The 25,581-nt window shown below is 38.1% G+C and carries 9 protein-coding genes; 1 reads left to right on the forward strand and 8 read right to left on the reverse strand.

Annotated features, from left to right (window positions below):
- Window positions 1-39: 39 nt before the first annotated feature.
- The 6 genes from TZ91_RS05850 to TZ91_RS05875 form a co-directional block, all read right to left on the reverse strand.
- On the reverse strand, window positions 40-6,306 hold the full coding sequence (locus TZ91_RS05850; protein WP_045597405.1) for a mucin-binding protein: 6,267 nt from the start codon (window positions 6,304-6,306) through the stop codon (window positions 40-42).
- Window positions 6,307-6,653: 347 nt separating this feature from the next.
- Complete coding sequence (locus TZ91_RS05855) at window positions 6,654-13,091, reverse strand: YSIRK-type signal peptide-containing protein (protein ID WP_235287369.1); 6,438 nt, start codon at window positions 13,089-13,091, stop codon at window positions 6,654-6,656.
- Between the two features lie 272 nt (window positions 13,092-13,363).
- The gene (asnS, locus tag TZ91_RS05860) at window positions 13,364-14,707 is read right to left on the reverse strand and encodes an asparagine--tRNA ligase (RefSeq protein WP_033686562.1); all 1,344 of its coding nucleotides are present in this window, start codon (window positions 14,705-14,707) and stop codon (window positions 13,364-13,366) included.
- A 22-nt stretch (window positions 14,708-14,729) separates the two neighbouring features.
- On the reverse strand, window positions 14,730-15,908 hold the full coding sequence (locus tag TZ91_RS05865; RefSeq protein WP_033686561.1) for a pyridoxal phosphate-dependent aminotransferase: 1,179 nt from the start codon (window positions 15,906-15,908) through the stop codon (window positions 14,730-14,732).
- Window positions 15,905-16,393 carry a cell wall elongation regulator TseB-like domain-containing protein gene (locus TZ91_RS05870; protein ID WP_033686560.1) on the reverse strand — a complete coding sequence of 163 codons (489 nt, stop codon included), beginning with the start codon at window positions 16,391-16,393 and terminating at the stop codon, window positions 15,905-15,907. Before TZ91_RS05870 ends, TZ91_RS05865 begins: the two co-directional genes overlap by 4 nt.
- 186 nt (window positions 16,394-16,579) lie before the next feature.
- Window positions 16,580-17,776, reverse strand: a complete 1,197-nt coding sequence (locus TZ91_RS05875) for an MFS transporter (protein ID WP_033686559.1) — start codon at window positions 17,774-17,776, stop codon at window positions 16,580-16,582.
- A 421-nt stretch (window positions 17,777-18,197) separates the two neighbouring features.
- Between TZ91_RS05875 and TZ91_RS05880 the strand changes: the two genes are divergently transcribed.
- Window positions 18,198-18,746, forward strand: coding sequence for an NADPH-dependent FMN reductase (locus TZ91_RS05880; RefSeq protein WP_033686558.1), 549 nt, complete (start codon window positions 18,198-18,200; stop codon window positions 18,744-18,746).
- Window positions 18,747-18,867: 121 nt separating this feature from the next.
- On the opposite strand, the gene TZ91_RS05885 is transcribed toward TZ91_RS05880, so the two are convergent.
- Both TZ91_RS05885 and TZ91_RS10470 read right to left on the reverse strand, forming a co-directional pair.
- On the reverse strand, window positions 18,868-22,770 hold the full coding sequence (locus tag TZ91_RS05885) for a mucin-binding protein (protein ID WP_265183059.1): 3,903 nt from the start codon (window positions 22,768-22,770) through the stop codon (window positions 18,868-18,870).
- Window positions 22,771-22,893: 123 nt separating this feature from the next.
- Window positions 22,894-25,581: mucin-binding protein (locus TZ91_RS10470; protein WP_045597408.1), on the reverse strand; the 2,688-nt coding region annotated here is incomplete at its 5' end.

The raw sequence follows: 25,581 nt of genomic DNA on the forward strand, positions 1-25,581 counted from the left end.
AAGAAGATGACGAATCATCTTCTCAAAAACTATGAGTTTTTAGTCTTCTTTTTTCTTGCGAGCAAGAAGTCCAAATCCACCTAGGGCTCCAAGAAGTCCAAGCGCTGCAAGACTAGCGTTAGCTTCTGTACCTGTGTTAGGTAATTCTTTTTGACCATCAACATATTTAGGTGTTGCTGGTTGAGTAGCTGAATCAGTTGCTACTGATGTTTCAGCTGGTGCTGGAACTGCAGGTTGGTTTGGATTTGTTGGTTGTTCCGGTTGCACTGGAGCTACTGGTTGTTCAGGAGTCTCTGGTGTTGATGGAACAGGTTGTGGTGTTGCCACTTTCTTGTAATGATGTACAAGATTTCCATTAGGGTCTTTCGTAGTTGTTACGTATTCGTAACCTGAAATTCCTTTTGGAGCTTGTGCTCCTTTTTCACTTGGTGCGATATCTTTACCATTTTCGTCTACATAGTAAGTCACAACTTGTTCAGGTTGCGGTTTTGGTTGTGGAGTATAACCGTTCCGATCCCCATTTGGAGTTACATTTGGAATGTAATTAATTGGTGTATCCTCACCTGGATTTGTTGGGACATCTGGAGTGATGTATCCTTTTGTTGGATCGTTTGGATCTACTGGTTTAAGTGGTTGACCATTTCCATCTACAGGTGTATGACCTGGTACGTATGGAAGAACTGGTTTATCACTTCCTGGTTTTGTTGGATCTTGTGGATCATTTGGATACTTGATTGGATTTGTTGGTTGACCTGGGATATTTGGAATCCATGATCCGATTGGTTTGTACACGTATGTTACTGTCGAACCTTCTGTTCCAATCTTACCTTTAGCATCTCCATCTACACGAACAAGTAGGTATCCTGGAATCACTTTTCCAGTTGTTGTGTACTCATCTCCCACTTTTCCTTCTGTTGTTTCTGCAGGGATTAAGTCTTTTCCATTTTCATCTACGTATTTAACTACTAATTTTGCTTTGTTGGCTACGTAGTTAATTACTGTATCTTGACTTGGATCTGTTGGGATGTTTGGTACTACATATCCTTTTGATGGATCTGTTGGATCTACTGGTTTAAGTGGTTGTTCATTTCCATCTTTTGGAGTATATCCTGGTACGTATGGTAACACTTCTGTTGGTTGTCCTGGTTTTGTTGGATCTTGTGGATCATTTGGATACTTGATTGGATTTGTTGGTTGACCTGGGATGTTTGGAATCCATGATCCGATTGGTTTGTACACGTATGTTACTGTCGAACCTTCTGTTCCAATCTTACCTTTAGCATCTCCATCTACACGAACAAGTAGGTGTCCTGGAATCACTTTTCCAGTTGTTGTGTACTCATCTCCCACTTTTCCTTCTGTTGTTTCTGAAGGGATTAGATCTTTGCCATTTTCATCTACATACTTCACTACTAGTTTAGCTTTGTTAGCTTCATATTTAATTACTGTATCTTGACTTGGATCTGTTGGGATGTTTGGTACTACATATCCTTTAGTTGGATCTTGTGGATCTACTGGTTTAAGTGGTTGTTCATTTCCATCTTTTGGAGTATATCCTGGTACGTATGGTAATGTTTCTGTTGGTTGTCCTGGTTTTGTTGGATCTGTTGGATCATTTGGATACTTGATTGGGTTTGTTGGTTGACCTGGAATGTTTGGAATCCAAGAACCAAGTGGTTTGTAAACATATGTTACTGTTGTTCCATCTGTTCCAATCTTACCTTTAGCTTCACCTTCTACACGGTCCAATACATAGCCAGTAATAACTTTTCCACTTGTAGAGTAGTCATCACCAACTTTACCTTCTTTAGTTTCTGTTGGTAGAAGTTCTTTCCCATTTTCATCTACATATTTAACTACCAAGTTAGCTTTGTTAGCTACATAGTTAATTGGTGTATCCTCACCTGGATTTGTTGGGATACTTGGAACTTCATATCCTTTAGTTGGATCGTTTGGATCTACTGGTTTCAACGGATTACCATCTTTATCTTCTGGTGTGAATCCTGGAACGTATGGTAATGTTTCTGTTGGTTGACCCGGTTTTGTTGGATCTGTTGGATCATTTGGATACTTGATTGGGTTTGTTGGTTGACCTGGGATGTTTGGAATCCATGAACCGATTGGTTTGTAGGTTACTACTTCTTTAGTATTTTCTGAATCTGCAGTTACTTTTGTAGCTGGTACTGTTGCTTTATCAGCTAAGTATCCTTTAACTACTGGTGATTTCACTTCAGGTAAGTCTTTAGCTTCTGACCAGTCTCCGTATGTAACCTCACCTGTAACCAAGTTGACTTTAGCTTCACGTGTGAATTTAGCTTCTTGTGTTACTGTTTTTGGTGTTCCATCTTCATTTAACACTGGAGTTCCATCTGCGTATACGTATGTGATTGTACGTGTTACTGTTTTGTTTAGATCTTTTTCTTCTAATCCAGCTGGATATTTAGGTCCATCTGGATTGTTTGGATCTACTGGAGTTCCTGGTGTTTTCGGTTGATCTGGTGTTACTGTAACTTCTTTAGCTTTAAGTGTTACTTTGAACTCTTGATCTGTATCTTTATCTTTATCGAACTTACCACCTTCTGGGTATGTATTAGATACTAATTCATATCCTTTGTTTTCAAGTTCTTTGATCTTAGCTTTTACTTCAGCTTCTTTTGTTAATGGTGTATCTGAATCACCTTGTTCAGTAATAGCGTCAACACCTGGAATTGGATTTCCTTTTTCATCTACGAATGTTGTTTTCGCTTTTTGCGTATCTTTTACGTAGTTGATTGGTGTGTCTTGACTTGGATCTGTTGGAAGATTTGGTACTTCGTATCCTTTTGTTGGATCTGTTGGATCTACTGGTTTAAGTGGATTTCCATCTTTATCCTTCGGTGTGAATCCTGGTACATATGGTAACACTTCTGTTGGTTTACCTGGTTGTGTTGGATCATCTGGATTATTTGGATATTTGATTGGGTTTGTTGGTTGTCCTGGGATGTTTGGAATCCATGAACCGATTGGTTTGTAGGTTACTACTTCTTTAGTATTTTCTGAATCTGCAGTTACTTTTGTAGCTGGTACTGTTGCTTTATCAGCTAAGTATCCTTTAACTACTGGTGATTTAACTTCAGCTAAATCTTTAGCTTCTGACCAATCGCCGTATGTAACCTCCCCTGTAACTAAGTTAACTTTTGCTTCACGTGTGAATTTAGCTTCTTGTGTTACTGTTTTTGGAGTTCCGTCTTCATTTAACACTGGAGTTCCATCTGCGTATACGTATGTGATGGTACGTGTTACTGTTTTGTTTAGATCTTTTTCTTCAAGTCCAGCTGGGTATTTAGGTCCGTCTGGGTTGTTTGGATCTACTGGAGTTCCTGGTGTTTTCGGTTGATCTGGTGTTACTGTAACTTCTTTAGCTTTAAGCGTTACTTTGAACTCTTGATCTGTATCTTTATCCGTATCGAACTTACCACCTTCTGGGTATGTATTAGATACTAATTCATATCCTTTGTTTTCAAGTTCTTTGATTTTAGCTTTAACATCAGCTTCTTTTGTTAATGGAGTTTCTGAACCACCTTGTTCAGTAATTTCAGCTACTCCTGGAATTGCATTTCCTTTTTCGTCTACAAATGTTGTTTTCGCTTTTTGGATAGCTGTGTATTTAACAACATATTCGTAATCTTCATCTGTAGCTGTTGTTGCTTGTACTGGGACTTTTTCAACACTTGCGATGTAACCTTCTTTTTGAGGTACTGCAAGTTCTGGAAGATCAGTGCTTTGTCCATCAGTTCCTTTCCAGTTAATATAAACTGGTCTGTCATTAGAGTTAATTACCGCTTTACCTTCTGCAGTTAACTTGATTGAACCTGTGTAGCTTACAGTTTGTTTTTCTGATGGGAATACTTCTGTACCTGCAAGACCTTCAACATTATCCGCATACACAAATTTAATTGTACGGTTTACTTCTTCTACTTTTGTTTTCTTAACATAATCATATTCTGCTGGGGTAACAAATGCAGATCCATTTATACCTTTAGCTTTTAATTCTTCTTCAGAATATAAATCTCTTGCTCTTGTCTTCGTAACACTTAGTGTTCCTTTTGCGTTTTCAGGAGGAAGGTCTGCAAGAATGTATTCTTCTCCATTAACTTCTTTAACTAAGTCTACGGGATCATTACTTACATCATATTTGTTTCCAAGTACATTAGTATAATCTTTTGAACCATCTTCACTTAAAGGAATATTCCCCGTATATCTTGTTGGTTCAAAACCTATAACTTCACCTGTCACTAAATCTTTGAATGTTCTAACAACAGCTCCTGTTGGCGGCTCACCTTGAACTTTACCATCACCTACAACACTCCAACCGTTTGGCACTGTAGTTGTAACATCTTCTTTTTCACCGTTAACAGATTCTCCACCTGATACAGTAAGAGTTGCTGCAGTTTTATCGTTTCCTACATAACCTTCTTTAATTAATCCATTTTCATAAGTAATATTAGAATATTCACTTGTTAAAGTTTTGTCTTTTATTACTTTTTCAATACCTAAAGATTGTAAAGGCATAGATACTGTAGAACCTTCTTGAATAGTTCCTTCTGTAACCGTAAGTTCTAATTCTGTTGGCGAAATTAATCTAGGTGTTAATGTGAATCCAGTGTCACGACCATCGTTCAGAATCCAAACGTTGTTTTCGTTAGCTTTAACATTAGCCCAACGACTGGCAGGACGATATGTAATACTATCTCCTTTATTAGGGTTAATAGTAGAAGCTGTATTTAATCCATTTACAAAGTTAGAACTTCCTTCAAGTTCTTTAAATTCAGTAAAATCTGCATTTGGAAGTTTAATAGTGAATTTAGATCCTACTCCATAACGAACATCTGAATCAGTTTTTAATACGATTGAATCACTTCTACCTATTTGCTCATTGTTAAGGTATGTCAATCCATTGTTTTCACTTAGTGATACACTAGTACCTTGTTTTTGATAGTTAGCCTGTTGACCTTTTCTTGTATAAGTATGTTCAAGAACTGTACGTCCATCTATCTTAATAGTAGCTGTATAAGGAGTATCTTTAGAAATCTCTGGTGCTAAATATCCATTACCCGATAAATTACTCGCTCCAAACGACACATTCGGATAGTCTTTTACTTTATCGTTCCACTCGATGTTGTAAGTATATGTACCAGTTTCGTTAGCTACCGCTGGTTGCTCAGCAACACGCTGATCATAAGTCATACCACGTTGTGTACGTTGCGCCCAATATGGTACAGATTTGTTATTGTTGTTTCCTGTAGTTGTTTTAAAGTCGATAGATTTAACTTTACCAACTACTGTTCCATCTGTCGCTCTGATTTCCGTATTTACTGCCAAACCAGCACCTAGCTCAGCTAAGTTAGTAAGTTCAATTTTTGTAATAGAACCCGCTTTAAGTGTAGATGTACTAATAGTAGTATCAATCCCCCATCCTGTAGGTCTAGTGTTATCAGCATTCATCTCAACATAAGCGTTTGTTACAGCATTAACTGTTTCTCCGTCTTTAAGAACATCTTTACCTGTAATTTTTGACGCAGTATCAGCCAATACTGCTTCTACTTTACCTACATGGCCAGCACGCTTCATTTCAGCATAAACTGCTTCGATTGCGGCAGAAAGACGATTCACTTGGGCTACCATCTGGTCTTTAGAAGCATCAGATGAAAGTAAACCTTTAGATGCTACTGCTTCAAGCTTGACTGCAGCAACTGCAGCTGACAATTTTTGTTTAGCTTCAACATCCTTCACTTCTTTATCTGAGAAGTTTGAGGCTACTGTTGCCATAACATCAGCTTCTGAAGTCAATTGGGTAAGAACTGTCTTAACATCATCTTGTGCTTTTTCTGTTTCAACTTTTTCAGATGTCTCTTTGTCAGTTTTTTCTTTAGTTGCTTCTTTTTTGTCAGCTTGCTCTTTATCCGATTTTTCTTTACTTGCTTCTTTATCAGATTTATCAGAGACTTCTTTTTCTGCTACAGGTGTTGCTTCAGTTTTAACGTCTTCGTTAGCTTCAGCTTTTTCATCTGCTTTTACAGCATCAATCTTTAGTTCTGGAAGTTCTTCAACAACAGGTGTTGTTAAAGCTGCATCAGGTTTCTTTTTTTCAGATTTTGTAACTTCTGGAGTTTTTGTAGAAACAGCGCTTGACTCCTCAGCTTGTACTCCATTAGCACCTAAAACAAGTGCTGTTCCCAATAGAACACTTGCGGCACCAAAGCTATACTTACGAATAGAAAAGCGCTGGGCTCTTCTACCATGGTATTTTTCCATTCTTGAATACATGGTTTCTCCTTTTTATCTCAATCTAAAAGTCTAAAATTACATATAAATCTATATGTTTGTTTTATAAAAACAACTATATTATTCTATCATAAATAAAATTAACTCGTCAATAAATATGTCTCGTTTATATTCGATTTATTTATATTATTTCTGTGTCCTAGGTACAAAAAATTAATATCATCAGACTCTTTCCACATATACTTGAATATATATATATATATATATTGCATAAAAATACATAACTGAAGACGATTAAGCATCATCTCAAAAATGAATCTATACTATTTCTTCGATTTTAACATCAAAAAAAGAAGATGACGAATCATCTTCTTAAAAACTATGAGTTTTTAGTCTTCTTTTTTCTTGCGAGAAAGAAGTCCAAATCCACTAAGGGCTCCAAGAAGTCCAAGTGCTGCTAGGCCTGCATGGGCTTCTGTACCTGTGTTAGGCAACTCTTTTTGACCTTCAACATATTTAGGTGTTGCTGGTTTAGCAGTTGTATCAGTTGCTACTGTTGCATCTGCTTGAGCTGGTGCCGCTGGTTGAGTTTGATTTGGTGTTGCTGGTTGTCCTGGTTCTGCTGGAGCTGCAGGTTGTTCAGGAGCAGTTGGTCCAGCAGGTTGTGGCGTTGCCACTTTCTTGTAGTGGTGTACAAGATTTCCATTTGGATCTTTTGTAGTTGTTTGGTATTCATATCCAGAAACAGCCTTAGGAGATTGTGCGCCGTTTTCGCTTGGAGAGATAGTTTTACCATTTTCATCTACATAGTAAGTCACAACTTGATCAGGCTGAACTGGTGCCGGAATAAGATCTGTAGACTCTTTAGGTGTAACTTTTACTGGTACTTCTAATTCAATTACTTCTCCAGTTGGTAATTTCACCTTAACTTTAACAGCTGTTTTTTCTCCAGGTGTTTCAGTTGTTGGGATTTCTCCAACTTCAATAATTTCCCATCCTGATTCTTTAGGAATGTTGACGTGTTTCTTCACATCATCTGGTGTAATTGTTGTTCCTTGAGGTACTTCAATTGGAGTTGTAGTTGGAGTTGCAATTACTGGTACTTGTACTTTCATTGTTTTACCATTTGGTAATTTAACTGTAACGGTTGCTGATGGTCTTACACCTGCAGGGAATGTCTCAGGAAGTTCTGGTTCCCCTACGATTTCCCATCCAGTTACTCCTGGGATTTCGATGTGTTTTTCTACATCTTCTTTAGTTAATTTAGTTCTCTCTGGAACGATAATTGGAGTAACTTTTGGTTCTACCACATTCACTACTACAGGAACTCGTACAATTTCTTTACCATCTTTATCCTTAACGATGACAACAGCTTCTTTTTTACCTGGTTTAGAAGTATCTACTGGTGTATCGTATTCGAATGTAGCTCCTTCTGGGTAATTTCCTGGTGTAATGTTATCTTTTGGATCTGGAGTATCACCTTTTGGTACAAGTTGTTCTTTACCTTCTACTACAGTTACTGGTACTTTAACTTTTGTTTCGTAGTCTTTACCATTTACAGTGTAAATCACTGGTACTTCTACTTCTCCAGCTTTTCCTGGTTCTGAAGTTTTTGGTACTGTAATATTTGTTAAATCAACTTTAACAGTTGCTCCTTCAGGAAGTTTTTTCTTGAATTCTTCGTTGTTGATTGCATTTTCTGCATCTTTACCAACTTTATCTTTTAATTCTTTCTCTGAAAGATCTTTTGGTACAACAACTTCTCCAGCTTTTGGTTTTGGTAATACTGTTACTGGAACTTTAACGTTTTCTTTGAATTTACCATTTTCGTAAGTTACAGGTACTTCTACTTCAACGTCTTTATCCCCTGCTTTACCTACTGTAGATGGAACTTTTGTAGGGTCTCCTACTTTTCCACCTTCACCTGGTTTAATACCTTTCTTAACATCATCAGTACTTGGTGTGTCACCTTCAAATACTACTACTGCTGGTGGAGTTGAAGATACAACATTTACTGGTACTTCAATCACTTTAGTGATTTTATTTCCATCTTTATCTTTGTATTCAACTGTTACAGTTGCTGGTGTTTGTTCACCTGTTTTATCTGTTCCAGGAGTTGTTTCAACATTTGTTACTGTAACTGTTACACCGTCTGGAAGTCCTTCAAGTTTTTTAGCTGCTTCTTCAGCTTTTTCTTTAACAACTTTTGCTAATTCAGTCTTATCAGCATCTTTTGGTACTGTTACACCTTCTGGTTTAACTTTTGGTAATACTGTTACTGGTACTGTTACTGGTTCCTCAACATTGTTAGGATATGTTACTTTTGTAGTAACTTTAACATCTGGTGAACCTACTTTGCCTTCTGTTGTTGGGACAGCTTTGTTGATTTCTTCATCAGTTACAGGTGTTTTAGTTCCATCTGTATCAGGAGTGATTGCTTTGTTTACATCTTCAGCTTTTGGTTTATCACCTTCTACAACGTATACAGGTTTTACATCTGAACCTTTAACATTTACTGTTACTGGGATTGTAGTTGTGTAATCTTTTCCATCAACTGTGTATGTTACTGGCACATTAACAGTTCCTGTGTTTGTACCTTTTTCAGCTGTTATTTTAGCTAATACATCTTCAGTTACATCACCAACAGTTACTGTTGCACCGTTTGGTAATTTAGATTTGAAGTCTGTTGCTTCAACTGCTTCTTTAGCTTTATCTTTTGCTAAGTCTTTAAGATCTTTTGGAGTTGTTCCTTTAACTACTGTTACATCAGTTGTTGCTTTTGGTAATACTGTTACTGGAACTTTAACTGTTTCAGTTACTTTTCCATTGTCGTAAGTTACTGGTACATCAACTGTTACATCTGTAGCTCCAGCTTTATCTTTTGTAGATGGAACTGTTGTTGGTTCTCCAACTGTTCCCCCTTCACCTGGTGTTACTGAATCTTTATCTAATTTTGGTGTTTCACCTTCGAATACGACTACTGGTTTTGGTGTTGAGCTTACTACTTTAACTGGTACGTTAATTGTATCTTCACCAACTACATTACCTTTATCATCTTTGTATAATACTTTTACAGGAACTGTATCTTTGTCCCCATTTGAATCTGTTTTTGGTAATGTGTAAGAAGTTTCTCTTTCATCTAGTGATGCAGTAATTCCAGCTGGTAAGTTTGTTAATTTACTTACTGCTTCATTCGCTTTTTCTTTTACAGCATTAGTTAGAGCTGTGTCATCAGTATCTTTAAGTACTGTCACACCTGTTGGTGTTGCTTTTGGTAATACTTTAACTGGAACGTCTACATTTTCATCACCAGTTGGGTATTTAACAGTTGCTTTAACTGACAAATCAGTTGCTCCTACTTTAACTTTATCCGTAGGAACGTCTTTATTGATGTCAGCTTCAGTTACAGGAGTTAAATCTCCACCTTTATCAGGTGTAACTGCTTCATTAACATCAGCTGGTTTTGGTTGATTTCCTTCTACAACATATACAGGTTTCACTTCTGAACCTTTAACATTTACTGTTACTGGAATTTCTGAAGTATACGTTGTTCCGTCTGGTGATGTAAATGTTACTGGAACTTTTACAACTACTGGTTCACCTTTTTTATTAGCAATATCAGCAGGAATTTCAGGAACTTCTCCTACAGTAACTGTATATCCTTCTGGCACTTTTTCAGGGAAGTCAGGAGTTTTAATTAACTCTTCTGCTTTAGCTTTTAAAGTATCCTTAACTTTATCTGGAGTAGCTCCTTTAGGTACGTCAACTTCACCTTCTGTTCTAGGAAGAACAGTAACTGGTACTGTTACATTTTCTGTAACTTCTGTTCCATCTACATTGTGAGTAACTGTTGTTGGAATTTTTAATCCTGACTCTCCAGCTTTTCCATCCGTTTTAAAGATATCAGTTGCTTTTGGTTCATTAGCTGTACCTTTTTTACCATCAATTTCACTTGGCTCAACTTTTTCTTTAACGCTAGCAGGTGTAATTTTATCACCTTCAAATACTACAATAGGTTTTGTCTTAGATTCTACAACGTTTACTTCGATATCAACTGTTGTTTCATAAGTTTTACCATCTACTGTATAAGTTACAGGTACTTTAACAACACCACGTCCATCTTCAGCAACTTTCGTAATTGCGATATCATCTTTATTAACAAAAGTTGAACCATTAGAATCACCTAATGCAGCTGTACCAGTAACGTCTGTTAATAATTTTGTGAACTCTGGAGATTTAATCGCTTCTTGAGCTTTCGCATAAGCAATTGCTTTTAATTGATCATCGTTCGTGTTAATTGGTACAGTAATTACTGAATTAGTTTGTAAACTATTGATAAAGATTACTTTACCATATTTGTGATCAGGATTATCTGAATCTGCTAAACCATTACGGTTAAATTCATTTTCATAAGGTGGTTTTAATCCATTTGCAGTATAAGAGTAAAGTCTGTTACCTTCAGCATCTGTGTCTCCGAAACCACTCTTAACTGTAACTTTAAAGTCAGCTGGTCCTACGAAGTTATCTGCAGCTGTAAATGGAATGCTTGTTGTACGTGAGTTTGTCTCTGCAGCAGCCATACGGTTTCCTGCTGGTACGTTATAAGTTAATTTTCCACCTTTTGAGTTATCACTTGGATCATTTGGAACCCATTTGATAGTATTTGCCCAAACATTTCCTAACCAGTTTGATCCACCATTGGCATTGTAGATTTTATCTTCTAATACTACACCTTTAGGAACTTCTACTGTTACTTCAACATTTGATGCAGCATAGTAGTCAATATTCATTCCACCAGTGTTTTTAATTGTAATGTCAAAGTTACCTTTTTGGCCTTTTTCATAGATTGTATCTTTTGTATAACCAAATTCACCAGTTTTACCTTCTGAACGAACATTTGTTACTACTTCAGCAGCTGGTGCAGTTGCAATACCAATACCACCGATTAAGTAACCATCTTTAATATTGATGTTGTTATCATTAATTAAAGTATTGGTTCCTTGACTTCCTGCTTCAATTAACACTTTAATTTTTGTAGTTTCTGCTGGAATATCATAAATACGGTCTAAGTGGTTCCATCCATTAGCAGCCAAAGCAGCTTGTTCTGTTGTTAATGGACCATTTTTGCCTTCAACTGGTTTAATTTCTTTACCAGTAAATGCATCTACGATTGTTAATTTAACTCTTTCACCTGCAGAAGTAGCTGTAGTACCACCATACGCAGCACTGTGAATTAAGTTAACATTTAGTCGTGAATTTCCATTAACATCGAATTCTTTTGAAAGTGTTGTCCCTTTACTTCCTAATTCTAGGTAGTAATCACGGTCCTTCACTTCACCAAAGGCATTTTTTCTCATTACATCAATTGTTGGAGTTACTGAAGGAACAGCACCACTACCATTAACATAACTATTTTCACCTGATGTTTGATATTTTTTCAATTCGCCATCGTTTGAATAGATTTTTGATTTTGGAACTTCACGAGTACTTGGGTTTCCATCTTTATCTGTAACATTTGTTACATCAAGAGGTTTAACAGCATTTACTTTTTCACCAACTTCAATTTTCCAACCGTTTAAAACGCCTGCTTCAGCGTCGGATTTCGTAATAGTTTTTTCTTGCCAGTTATAGGTTGCACTACCGATTGGATCTTTTGCATTTGGAACATTGTTTACTTTATTAGTAATGTCACGTCCACTTTCATATTGAGTAGCAATTGTTTCTGATTTTTTATCAGCATCAGTGAATGTTACTTTGTCTCCGAAACCTTTTCTTAAGCTTTCAAAGACACCGTTAGCAGGGTTGTTACCATAAGCAACGTGGTTTTCACTTACTGGTGCGCCTAATTCAGTTTTTCCGGCTAAGTAGAATGCTAAAAGATCACGTTCAGATTTAACTGCTTCTGCTTGTTGGCTCATTGCTTGAGCTGATGTTACATCTGCTGCGTTTGCTTTAGTTACTACGCCGTTAGCTTTTTCAATAATTTTTGTGTAAGTATCAATTATTGCTTGGTCTTTTTTATTCGCATCTTTTGCTTTTTCTGCATCAAGTTTAGCTTGAACTTTAGCAATATTTGCTTGTAATTCAGTTAAAGCAGCATCTCTTACACCTTTGTATTTAGTTGCTTCTTCTGCTGAGTTAGCTGCAGTTGTATCTACTGCTCTAAATCCACTTTCACCTTGTCCAGGAATGGCTTGCCCATTACGTGGATCTTGGTTTTTGTTTTCTTTTTCTTCTTTCTTTTCTGCAGTTGCTTTTGGCATACTTTCAATAACGAAAGCTTTACCGTTTACTGCTGATGTAGCTTTTGCTACTTCTTCTTTTGTTGCAGCTTCATTTGCAACTACAGCTTTTGCACTTGCTAATTCTGCTTTTGCAGACTCAATTGCTGAAGCTGTTTTTTCAGTTGATGCTGCTTTTTCTAAAGCTGCTTCTAAACGAGCAATAGCTGCTTCCAACTTGCTTGTGTCAGCTTTTGGTGTTTCAGTTGGTGCTTCTGCAGCTTTTGGTGTTTCTGCTGGTGCTACATCAGGAGCTGGTGTTGCTGGAGCTGGGGCTGCTGGTTGCTCAGCTGTTTGTGCTTCCACAGTTGGCGTAGCAGTGTATGTTGAAGCTTGAGGCTTGCTTGAATCTGCTTGATTTCCAGCATCAGGATTTACTTGTTCGTTTGTTACTGTAGTTGTTGAAGGTGCTTCTGCGTGAACAGTTGCTGCACCACCAAACATCATGTAAGCTGCTACAGCTACTGATGCTGCTCCAAAACTATACTTACGGATTGAAAAGCGTTGGACCTTTTGTCCGTGGTATTTGTCCATTCTTGAATACATATTATCTCCTTTTTAAATAAATTTTAATTGCGGAATTACACCCAAGTATTTCAAAAACGCCTCCATTTCCATCTCAATTTATACATTTAAGCAGCTACACTTAGGTACTTAATCCCTAATTTACATTATAACATTATTTCAACTAAACTGTCTACGTTTATGTACAAAATATGAGGGTTTTTCTATATATATATATATATCAATCGATGTTTTATGTAATTTCATCATAAAAAATAAAAGGCCAATTTGACCTTTTACTTTTATATATTTATTTACGGTTTAATACGGTGCAACATACGTGGGAATGGAATAGCTTCACGGATGTGTTTTGTTCCTGCTGCAAAGGTTACCATACGTTCGATACCGATACCAAATCCTCCGTGTGGAACTGTACCGTATTTACGAAGGTCAAGGTAGAATTCATACTCAGTACGATCCATACCAAGTTCATCCATTTTTACCACAAGGGCATCGTAGTCTTCCTCACGCATAGATCCACCGATGATTTCTCCATAGCCTTCTGGAGCAAGCAAGTCTGCACAAAGCACACGCTCTGGATTTCCAGGAACTGGTTTCATGTAGAAGGCCTTGATAGCTGCTGGATAGTTCATGACAAATGTTGGCACACCAAAGTGGTTTGAGATCCAAGTTTCATGCGGTGAACCAAAATCATCACCATGCTCAAGATGTTCGTAGTCAGCGTCTTCATCATTTTCATGCTCTTGCAAGAGGTCAATAGCTTGATCGTAAGTGATGCGTTTGAATGGCTCTGCAATGTAGCGTTTCAAGAGCTCTGTATCACGTTCCAATGTTTCCAAGGCTTGAGGTGCACGGTCAAGAACACCTTGAAGAAGAGCTTTCACATAAGCTTCTTGCAAGTCAAGTGACTCATCATGTGTCAAGTAGGAGTACTCTGCGTCCATCATCCAGAACTCAGTCAAGTGACGACGTGTTTTTGATTTTTCAGCACGGAATACTGGACCAAAGTCAAAGACACGACCAAGGGCCATAGCACCAGCTTCTAGGTAAAGCTGACCTGATTGGCTCAAGTAGGCTGGAGTTCCGAAGTAGTCAGTTTCAAAAAGTTCAGTTGAATCTTCTGCCGCGTTTCCTGAAAGGATTGGGCTATCAAATTTCATGAAGCCATTCTTGTCGAAGAACTCATAAGTTGCGTAGATGATAGCGTTACGAATTTGCATCACCGCTACTTGCTTACGAGAACGGAGCCACAAGTGACGGTTGTCCATCAAGAAGTCTGTTCCGTGTTCTTTTGGTGTAATTGGGTAGTCTTGAGATTCACCGATCACTTCGATGTCTGTAATGTCCAACTCATAGCCAAACTTAGAACGTTCGTCTTCTTTGACAATTCCTGTCACATAAACAGACGTTTCTTGGCTCAAGCGTTTGATGACATCAAACTTCTCAAGCCCCACTTCTTCACCAAATTTCTCGACAAAGTTTGGTTTAAAAGCCACACCTTGGAAGAAGGCTGTTCCATCGCGCAATTGCAAGAAGGCGATTTTCCCTTTTCCTGATTTGTTGGCAACCCAAGCTCCAATCGTCACTTCTTGACCAACATAGTCTTTTACATCGATAATCGTTACACGTTTTGTCATTATTTTTCCTTTTCTTTTTCTTTTATTTTTCCATAAATGCTTTCAAGCGTTTAACTGCTTCTTTAAGCGTGTCTAGGTCTGTCGCATAGCTGAGGCGGACATTTTCTGGCGCTCCAAAACCTGCTCCTGTTATGAGTGCCAAACCAACTTCCTCAAGAATAGCTGTTGTAAAGTCAGTCACATCCGTATAACCTTTCATCTCCATGGCTTTTTTAACATTTGGGAAGAGGTAGAAGGCTCCTTGTGGCTTAACGACTTCAAAACCAGGGACCTCACACAAGAGTGGATAGATGGTATTGAGACGTTCTTCAAATGCTTGACGCATAATTTCCACAGAATCTTGCGGTCCAGTTAGGGCTTCGATGGTTGCATATTGTGAAACAGCAGTTAGGTTAGAAGTTGTTTGACCTGTCAATTTGCTCATAGCAGCAATGATTTCTGGATCACCCACTGCATAACCTACCCGCCAACCTGTCATGGCATAAGCTTTTGATACACCGTTAATGACAATGGTTTGCTTACGAATTGCTTCTGATAGACTTGAGATTGGAACAAATTGATTTCCATTATAAACAAGGCGACCGTATATATCATCAGCTAAAATCAGAATGTCATGCTCAACTGCCCAATTTCCGATAGCTAGTAATTCTTCACGAGTATAAATCATACCAGTCGGATTAGATGGTGAATTGAGAACCAAAACCTTTGTTTTATCTGTCCTAACTAGTTCTAGTTGATCCACTGTGACTTTAAAATCATTGTCTTCTTTAGCTTGAACAAAAACTGGAATCCCTTCTGCCATCTTGACCTGATCTCCATAACTAACCCAGTATGGAGTTGGAATAATAACCTCATCTAAAGGATTGATTACAGCCATAAAAAAAGTATAGAGGGAGAACTTGGCACCTGTAGCAAAGGTAACCTCGTTACTTGCGACAGAATAGCCATAGTAGCGCTCGAAGTAGGTATTCACCGCAGCTTTTAATTCTGGTAGACCTGAAGCTACTGTATAGAAGGAAGCCTGTCCTTCTCGAATAGCTTTAACTGCTGCATCCTGAATATTTTCAGGAGTGTGAAAATCTGGTTGTCCCAAGGTCAAGAAAAGGACATCCTTACCTTGAGCTTTTAATTTTTTTGCTCTCGCATCACTAGCTAAAGTGACACTTTCTTCCATTTCTAAAACACGGTTGGATAGTTTCATAGGCCCTCCTTATTGACCAATGCTCCTGTTTCAAAATCTACTAGATAAAAATTAGAGCCTGACTTGACTTCCCAGATTGGCTTGTCTTGATAACGGCCAAAGGTAATCTTGTCAATCTCGCCTGCTCCTTTTTCCTTAGAAACCGCTTCTGCTTTTTCTTGTGAAACACCTTGATTTAGCTGATAAACGTAAATCTTATGGTCATCTTTACCAATCAGGACAGCAAGTGATTCTTGCTGTTTATTATGACCAAGAACACTGTAGTAAGATTCCAAGCCATTGTATAAATCAACCTGATCAGCCTGCTCTAATCCTGCATACTGCTGAGCTAATTTTTCTCCTTCACTTTTAGCTGCTTGATAGGGTTTCATGCCGAGAGAAACCAGATACAGAAAGGAAGCACTGATAACCACAAACAAAATCGTCATCCCTAGACCATACTGCCACAGTAGATTATTTTTTGCTTTTTTTTGTCTTTTTTTCACTCGTCTATTTTACCATCTATTGGGCTTTATTACAAGTGAATGCAAGAACAATCGCACTTTATTTCTTCCTTCAAAGCAAACCGATTTTTCTTATTTAAAACCGAGTAAGAAAAGTAAGGACAGCTCCAAAATCAACCTATTAAAAAACCTGAGCTTAGTACTCAAGTTTTCGTAAGTTCTTTTAATCTATGGAATTATTTTATCATCTATTCTTTTAGCCATTTTTCCTAAAAATACAGGCAGTAGAAGGCTAATCATGACTAAAAAGAATCCTAGATAAAGAAATGTTACTACAAAGCCTAAATTGTCAATCAACCAGCCTGTCAGTGGGAAGAAGACAATCATACTCAGGCTAAACATCATAGAGTAGACACTCAGCATGGTTGCCCTTACTTCACTTGGAAGGCGCTCTTGCAAATCGTTGTCAAAAATCGGCTGAAAAAGAGCATATAGAGCATTACTAATCAAATAAATCAAAATATAGATTAGAGGTGTTCCAAAGTAGGACAGCAGGTAGGTAGCTCCAGTCAGCAGGACGAGGACAGGGAAAAGCTTCAAGGCTGCATATTTCTTTCCAATCTTACTCGCTAGATAGACTGCGACGATATTCAAGAGACTACCAAGTAGCATAACTGCTGAAATTTGCCAACCACTTAAATCTGGTAACTGATTTTGATAGTAAAAGTAAAACATGCACATGAGTGTTCCGACAATCTGAGACAAAATCATCCAGTTGAACAGCATGGGATTTCGCTTCAACTCATCCTTAACAGTCCAAATAATCTGTTTCATGGTCACACTATCAGCTTTTTCTAGCTTGACACTGGGTTCTTTCAGCATCCAAATCAGGAAAAGAACTATGATAGAAGTGGCAATCATGATATAGTAGGTCAGGTGCAATTGACCATGGACAAAAAATCCCGCTAACACTGTCCCCAAAGACCGAGTTCCTTCTGCTACTCCTGACATAAAACTTGAAAGAGATAGATAACGCTCCTTTAGTCCAGCCTCTACAGCCGAGTCATAGACCATTGCTGCGCTTGTGCCTGAATCAAAATTATAAGACAAGGCACTTACCGCCATAGCTAGTGCATAAATCCAAAAATTTCCCTGCCCAGCCAACATGAGAATAGAAGACACAATCCCTGCTATTCGACTTAAATAAAGGTTGGTCTTATAGGAATAGCGATCAGCTAACATACCAGATGGAATTTCACAGAGAAGACTGGTCGTATGAAAAATACTTTCCAGAAGTCCAATCTGCCAAAGAGACATGCCGTTTTGACTGAGAAAGAGAATCCAAAAACTGGTAATCCCTAGAAATGCAAAAAACTCAACTCCGGCCATCAGGCCAATATTTTTCCGATAATTTCTTATTAACATCTTTTCTCCTTAACAAGTGTATTATTATTTATTTTGTCCGTCACTTGTTAATCTTTGCCTTACATAATCTCCACCCCTTTTTAGAAGCATTCTTCAATGCCATTATTGTTCCTTTAATGATTTATGAAGTGATACCGAAAAATAGCTGCTCTGCGGTTTCTATTGCGAGTTTTCTTGTTTATTTTAGCACTTATGTCATCATATTACAAGAGAATATAGGAATACCCCTATAAGATCAAGGTAAACCGGAACCTAAGTGAAATAGTTCTTACTTTTTTAGTAGCAAGTAACTAGAGTGCCAGCAACTTTATAATTTTCAAATAAAGTCTGAGCAAATTTCTTGCAAGTCCTTTTGTTTTGTTGTAATATATTTTATAACAACGAGAGACTTCTCGGAAATTTAAGAAAAAGGAGACACATCATGTCTAAAAAAGTATTATTTATCGTCGGATCACTACGTCAAGGTTCTTTCAACCACCAAATGGCTCTCGAAGCTGAGAAAGCACTTGCTGGTAAAGCGGAAATTAGCTACCTTGATTATTCAGCCCTTCCTCTCTTCAGCCAAGATTTGGAAGTTCCAACACATCCAGCTGTAGCTACTGCTCGTGAAGCAGTTCTCGCTGCAGATGCTATCTGGATCTTCTCTCCAGTCTACAACTTCTCTATCCCTGGAACAGTGAAAAACTTGCTTGACTGGCTATCTCGTGCCCTCGACTTGTCTGATACACGTGGTGCTTCTGCCCTTCAAGAAAAGTTTGTCACAGTATCATCTGTAGCCAATGCAGGTCACGATCAACTTTTTGCTATTTACAAGGATCTCTTGCCATTTATCCGTACACAAGTAGTTGGTGATTTTACTGCTGCACGTGTTAATGACTCTGCTTGGGCAGACGGAAAATTGGTTCTCGAAGAAACAGTCCTAAACTCACTTGAGAAACAAGCTCAAGACCTGGTCGCAGCAGTTCAGTAAAAAATAGAGAGTTTTAAGAAGTCCTTAATATAAAAATAAGCAACTTTAAATTAAAAGTTGCTCATTTTTTGTGCTATTTAGTACTATCCTACTTGTTAAATCTGTATTGACACTTTTTTATTTAGCGATGTCTTCTAGCATGACCACGAGTTCCTGGTCCAGTTCTAATCGGTTTAACTTGTTTACCTGGACGCGAAGGAACATGGTGTACTGTTCCATGATGAGGTCTCGTTAAATGCGGTTTAGGCTGAACACTTGGTTTTGGATGAGTAACAATTACGTTTGGTTTTGTAACCACTCCGACCACATGAGTATGGCTAGTAGTGCCAGTATGAATGACACTTGTCACCTCTGAATGAGTTTCGGTTTCATTTGTTGTGATAGTGACAATTGGTGTTGTTGGACCCGCTGTTGCTGCATTTGAGGTAACAGTGGTTGTCGTTGTAGTTGTAGTCGTAGCCGTTCCACCAGGAACAGGTTTTGTTTCTGTTTTCTTATTAACAGATGTTTGTGAAGAAAAATCTGTTGGTTTAATTGCAGCCAAGGCTTCAGCTGGAGTTAAGCTAGGTTTTGAATCAGTAGTCGCTACCGGTTTTGGTTGAACTACAGGTGTTGGTGTAGCTGGAGTAGATACTGCCGGTTTAACCGGTGTTACCGGTGCTGGTGCTACTGGTTTTACTGGAGCTACTGGTTGTGGTGTGGCAACAGGCGCTGGAGTTGCTGGTGTCGAAACTACTGGTTTGACTGGTGTTAATGGTGCTACCGGTTTTGGTTGAACTACAGGTGCTGGCTTAGCCGGAGTTGACACTGCTGGTTTAACCGGTGTTACTGGTTTGACCGGTACAACAGGTTTTGTAACAATTGGTGATGATGCAACAACTGGATTCGGAACGTTCAAAACTGGTTTGATAGAAATTCCATTACCTAGACTAGAAGGAGTTGCTGCAATAGTTGTTACTCCTTGTGGAGTGACATTTGGTTTATGAACAGTCGTATCCACTGCAGCTACTGGTTTATCATCAATTCTTGTGATTTTCCAATTATCATAAATAACTGCACCAGTAACGAGGTTAACTCTCGCTACTCTTTCAAAAACTACAGAACGAACTACATCTTTGAAAGCTTGTTTACCATCTTTTTGGTATTTGTAGTGAATCGTCTGCTTGGTCATTTTTCTCAGTGTATCTAAGTTTTCAACAGATTTAGGCCAAACAGGTGTCAATGCGTCTCCTACTACTAATGGATTTCCAGCAATTGGTTTAGGATCATCTGCTGTGACAGTCACAACTTTTTCGATTAATTGAACTGAGAATACTTGATCAGTTTGTTTTTCACTGTCAAAGCGTTTATCATTAGCATTTGCAAAACCATCATGTACTAATTCATATCCTTGTTTTAGGTATTGATTAATACGATTTTTTGAATTATAAGCAATTGTTTCACCTGGAAGACCAACAACACTGTCCACATTTCCTAAAACCTTAGGACTTGTTTCTGTTTGATTAAGGTATTTAACATACGCCTTTTGTTGAGCAACATAATCATAAACAACATGGATATCAGCCTGTGTCAAATGTCCCTTACTATTAGCAGGTGTTTGCGACAAGACATATACCACACCATCTTTTTCGAAACGCTCAGGAACTTTAGCAGTCACATCATAGTTATTTCCCAATAAGTTAATGAGATTTGAACTCTTATCATGTGGTGTATTGAATGTTTCTAAAATAGCTTGACTTGTTTTATCACGATATTGAATATCAACTTTACCAAATTTAGCTTCTTCGTACACAGCTACCACGTTAGCTTGAGCTCGTGTAATCGTACCAGATGTCTTCGTATTGCTATAAAAACGATCATTTTGTGCGTACTCTTTGAAGACATAATATTTACCATTTGGTGAATGTAATAGATAAGGTGCTGTGATAGATGTTGTTTGAATTCCTTTGTTTTCTTGAACTTCTGTCTCAGTTGTATTTCTCTCCAAAGTAGCTACATAGCTAGTATCAATTTTGGTAGATGGTCTTACAGTAGTGAATTTATCTTGAAGTATACCTCCATTTTCCACCGCTGCAATGGCAGGAAGAAGCATTTTCCCTTGAGTATCAACGAAGCGAACAGCTACATCTCCATATACAAGGCGTCCATCTGTTCTTACCATATCTGGGTTGGCAATTTTCCAGTCAGAGTCAGCAGCTTGTTCGTATTGGTCTGTAAGATTTTTACCTTTGGCATCAACAACTGTCAATGTCCCTGGAACATTTGATTTAAAACCATTTCTAGCTTCATTCAGATAATTAACTGTGTGACTTGTCGGAACACGGTCAACTCCAAAGTCTTTTGTACGTAATACATAGGTTCTTCCAGCCAACATCTTTCCAGAAACGAGTTCAAAGGTTAATTCATTATCAGCAGCCTTAAGAATCTTAAATTTTGCATGTTGACCTGGTTCTTCACGAGGCGCCTCCAAAATAACATTATGACGATTTACCCTTGTTCTTGATGTATCAGGGCTAGTATTTATCATTTCGACATTGTGGGCACCACGTTCAACAAATTCACCGACAGTAGCAAACTTATTGAATTCTGTATCATTGATACGAACGGTGAAACGGGTCCCTGCACTAAAGTTTGATTTCCATGTTCCGATACGAAGAGTGCTGTTATATGTTTTGATACTACCATCATCATCCAACATAACATCACCTGTGAAGTTAGCTGTAGCTGGTGTATCATAAACTTTAGGTGCTCCTATATCTGTTTTAATCACAGTGTAATTCTTAGTGACTACATTTTGACCATTAACTGAAATAACACCAGTTACAGACTTATCCACGTTCACTCGAGGATAACGAATTCCACCTCTGTATTGAAGTTCAAAAGTAACATCATCTAAGCGTTCAATTTCGTCAGTAAAACGGTATGTTGCTTCAATATGACTCCCTTTGTCAACTAAATCCCATGATTCTTTTGTGTCCAAAGCAACGTCACGATCTCCACGTGAAGCCCAGTATGAAAGGCTTCCAGCTTTGGCATTATCATTTTTCTGAACCAGACTCACTCGTTCTGCAAATACTTTACCTTCAGCAACCAATTTTTGAGGAAGATTATTGTCTTGCGGTAATTCCTTCAAACCAATTGTGAAGATATCCCCCTTATGATAGGCACCATTTTTAAATTTTAATTGGAAACGATAATCAGCAATACCTGTTGAAGTCACACGATCCGCCATATCGATTGTACCACTGGCAATAATATTTCCATTATCGATAGCTACATCTTGTGTTTGAGTTGGCGATAGACTAGCGCTAATTTTCTTGCCGTGTCCTGCACGTTGCAACTCAGTATATACTGTTTCAATAGCTGAATACAGTTGGTTTAATTGAGTCTTAAGATTTTCTGCACTAACATATGAATCTTTCAACAAGGATTTTGATTGTGAAATCTGAATTGTTGCTGCCTTAACAGCTTCTTGAACCAAGGCTTTTTCTTCAACTTTACGATCTGCTTCTTGAGCATAACGAACAGCAACTTGATTTAAAACTTCTGCTTCTGATACAACCTGTTCCAAGGTAGTTTTTTCGACTGATTTTTCTTCCTTTACCTTCTCACTTGAAGCAGGTGAAGTATTTTTTTCTTCGCTGGGTTTTACATCTTTAAAAATTAATTCTTTTGAGTCAGAATTTTTTGTCTCAGCTGCCACTTTAGACTCTGCTTCCTTCTTTAGAAGGGCATTGACATCTAATTCTTCTTTTTCCAAAACTGGAGCTTGAAGAGTTGAAGATAATTCTGCTATTTTTTCCTCAGATTTCTCTTGCTTGGTCTCTTCTGGTTTTTCAGAGACTTTTTGCTCTTCTTTTTCAGTGCGATGTGAATCTACTTTCTGTTCATCTGCACTCACATTTGAATAAGTACCAAAAACCATCAAGGCAGCTACAGCAACAGATACTGCACCAAAACTTGATTTTCTAATGGAATACTTGTTTACCTTATTCATTTGATTCCGTTTTACTCTTGAATACATATATTTTCTCTCTAACTTTTTATGATAAAAAAGAGAGTGGAATTGATGCTGTATTGACATACATTCTCACTCCCTAAAACACTACACTTCCAATATTTTGTTGTCTAGAGTTTTATTTTGATTTTATTCATCTCGTTTTGCTTTTCCAACTAAACTGAATCCAGCAAATAGGCCAAGTACTCCTAGAACTTGAGCCATACCAGAAGAGTGACCCGCAGTTTTTGGAAGTTCTTTTTCCTCCTCTTTTGGAGCTGAGTTTGGAGTTGGAACTGCTGATGGCACTTTTGGAGCTGGGGTAGAGGTTGGAACTGGAGTTGGCGTAACTTGTGGAGTTGGGGTTGGGGTCGGTACCGGGGTTGGAGTTGGAACCGGAGTTGGGGTCGGTACTGGATCCGGCGTAACTTGTGGGGTTGGGGTCGGAGTCGGAATTGGAGTTGGCGTAACTTGTGGAATTGGTTGAATATTTCTATACGTTACAGTTACAACTTGATTTTCAGTTTCTGCTGTAATTCCTTGAACCGCAACCACTTTAGCAAGATCAGGATTATATCCTGCAATACTTGGAGATACCACTTCGTCAAAACTTGTCACTCCATCTTCAGAAACCCAAGATGTACTTGTAGTCTTACCTGTTACATTATCAATACTTAACATACGTGAAAAGCTTACTTGATCATGATGATCTTCACTTGCTTTTGTACCATCTTCAAATACATAATGAATCGTTCTTTCCACAAGTTTTGGAGTATCTTTTTTAACAGTGATCTTATGTTTCAATAGGACTGTATATTCTTGAACTTTTGTTTCATCTGTATCAAAAGTTGCATCCGCAGGGAAACCATCTTCCTGTAATAAGTACCCTTTTTCAAGCAACGATTTCAAAACAGTTTCTGTCGTATAGGCAATCTTTTCTCCTGATTTACCAGTAATATTGTCTGTATGAACGACTTCATTCTTGTTATCAACATCTATGTAACGAACAACTGCAACTTGTTCTGTCTTGACGTAAGTTACCTTTGTATCTTCACCTGGATTTTCAGGTGTAACACTTGTACGCTCTGGTTTGTAGCCTACAATTTCAGGTACTGCTGTTTCTCCAGCTTTACGAGGATCATTTGCATCATTCAGGTATTGTGGTTGAGGAGCATTTGCAATTACATTTCCAGAAGCATCTACTGGAATGATTTTACCCAAAACTTTATATGTAACTGTATCTGTTGCTTTTGGTAAATCTGGCGTAACTGTCTTAGCACCAGCTTCTGCTTTATCAGCGAAATACCCTATCACAACTGGTACTTTAACTGTTCCATAGGTATGGTCCTTATTTTCCCAAGTTGTTTCTTTAGTCGCTTCATTATATGATCCCTTGAAGACAAAATCATTTTGCACATTATCTTTAGGAGTTGCAGAACCTGCACCAGTAAAGCTTACAGTTTGCTCAGTTTCCTTAGTTAATGAATCAATAATTTCGTTATATGTTACAAAGGTATCTTTTCCGATGCGATCAGGATCAGATTCGTCATTTGGTTCGATTGTCTTGTCAACAATATTATATCCCCAAACAGTTGGTTGCTCGTTATTTAATACATGGAATTTTGGAGCTTCAGGAATTTTTGTTTCTGCTGCTTTTGTTGCATCGTTTGGATCATTATCATAGTACTTATAGAGAGCGTCTTCAATGTTTTGTACAACCTCTCCTTGTTTATTGATATATTGTCCTTTATTATTGACTGCTACAATACGTCCCATTTCTTTCAGGTCAACATTAACTTCTGTATCTTGAGGAGAATTTGGATTAACCTCCATTGTTCCTACTTTATTTACAGTAGCATAAAATTTTGGTGTAACAGGAGTTCGTACAGCTTTGAACACTGCATTCACGGATGAATTTGCTTCTGAATTAGTTGAACTATCTGGTTTTGCTGCAGCAGCGCGCTTACCTCTAGATGAACGGCGTACAGAACGCTCACCATTTTCAGTCACAGTTAAGCCTACTGGAGACACTTGAGAATTATTAACTTGTGTAGCTAAAAGATTCTCTGAAACTGGAGCTACTTCTGACAAAGCTCGTCTGCTTCTAGATGATCTAGCAACTCTTGATTCACCATTATTCGTAACTGATGGTTGAGATGCTACTGGAGCTACAACATCTTGGTTCTTAATTCCAGTAATCTTCCATTGTTCATAATGGATATCACCAGATACCAAATTCACAAGAGCATTTCTTTCATAGCTGATATGTTGATCAATTGTTCCATATGCAGCTTTTCCATTTTTAAGGTAACGGAAGTTAATACGGCGACTTATTGTTTGAGTCAATTTCTCCATTCTCTCAACAGTGCCTGGCCAATTTGGTGTATTTGGTTGTCCCGGATTGACTGGGGTGTTGGGTTGCGGTTTAGGATCTTTCGGTGTTACACGTTCGATACGTTCTGAAAGGGTTACAGTGTAGACTTGGTCACGTGCTGTATCGTAGTCATAAACCTTCGCACCACCTGATGTGAATTCATCGCTGACAAGGTTATAGCCTTGTTTCTTGAATTCTGTGATTTGACTTGTTGTGCTGTAGGCAATGGCTTCACCTGACTTACCTGTCACTTCATCTGTTGTGAGAACACGGTTACCGTTAGTGCTTACATAACGGATAACAGCTTTTTGGGCATCCTTACGATAAGTGACTGTTTCAACACGGTCTTGGTCTTTAGCTTGAACTCCACTTACAGCTGGGATTTCTGATTTATCCGCTGTGTAACCTGCGATAGTTGGAGATACCACTTTATCAAACGTATCATCATTAGTTGTCCAGTCTTG

Source organism: Streptococcus mitis (assembly GCF_000960025.1).
In the GTDB taxonomy this organism is placed as follows: Bacteria; Bacillota; Bacilli; order Lactobacillales; family Streptococcaceae; genus Streptococcus; species Streptococcus mitis_DH.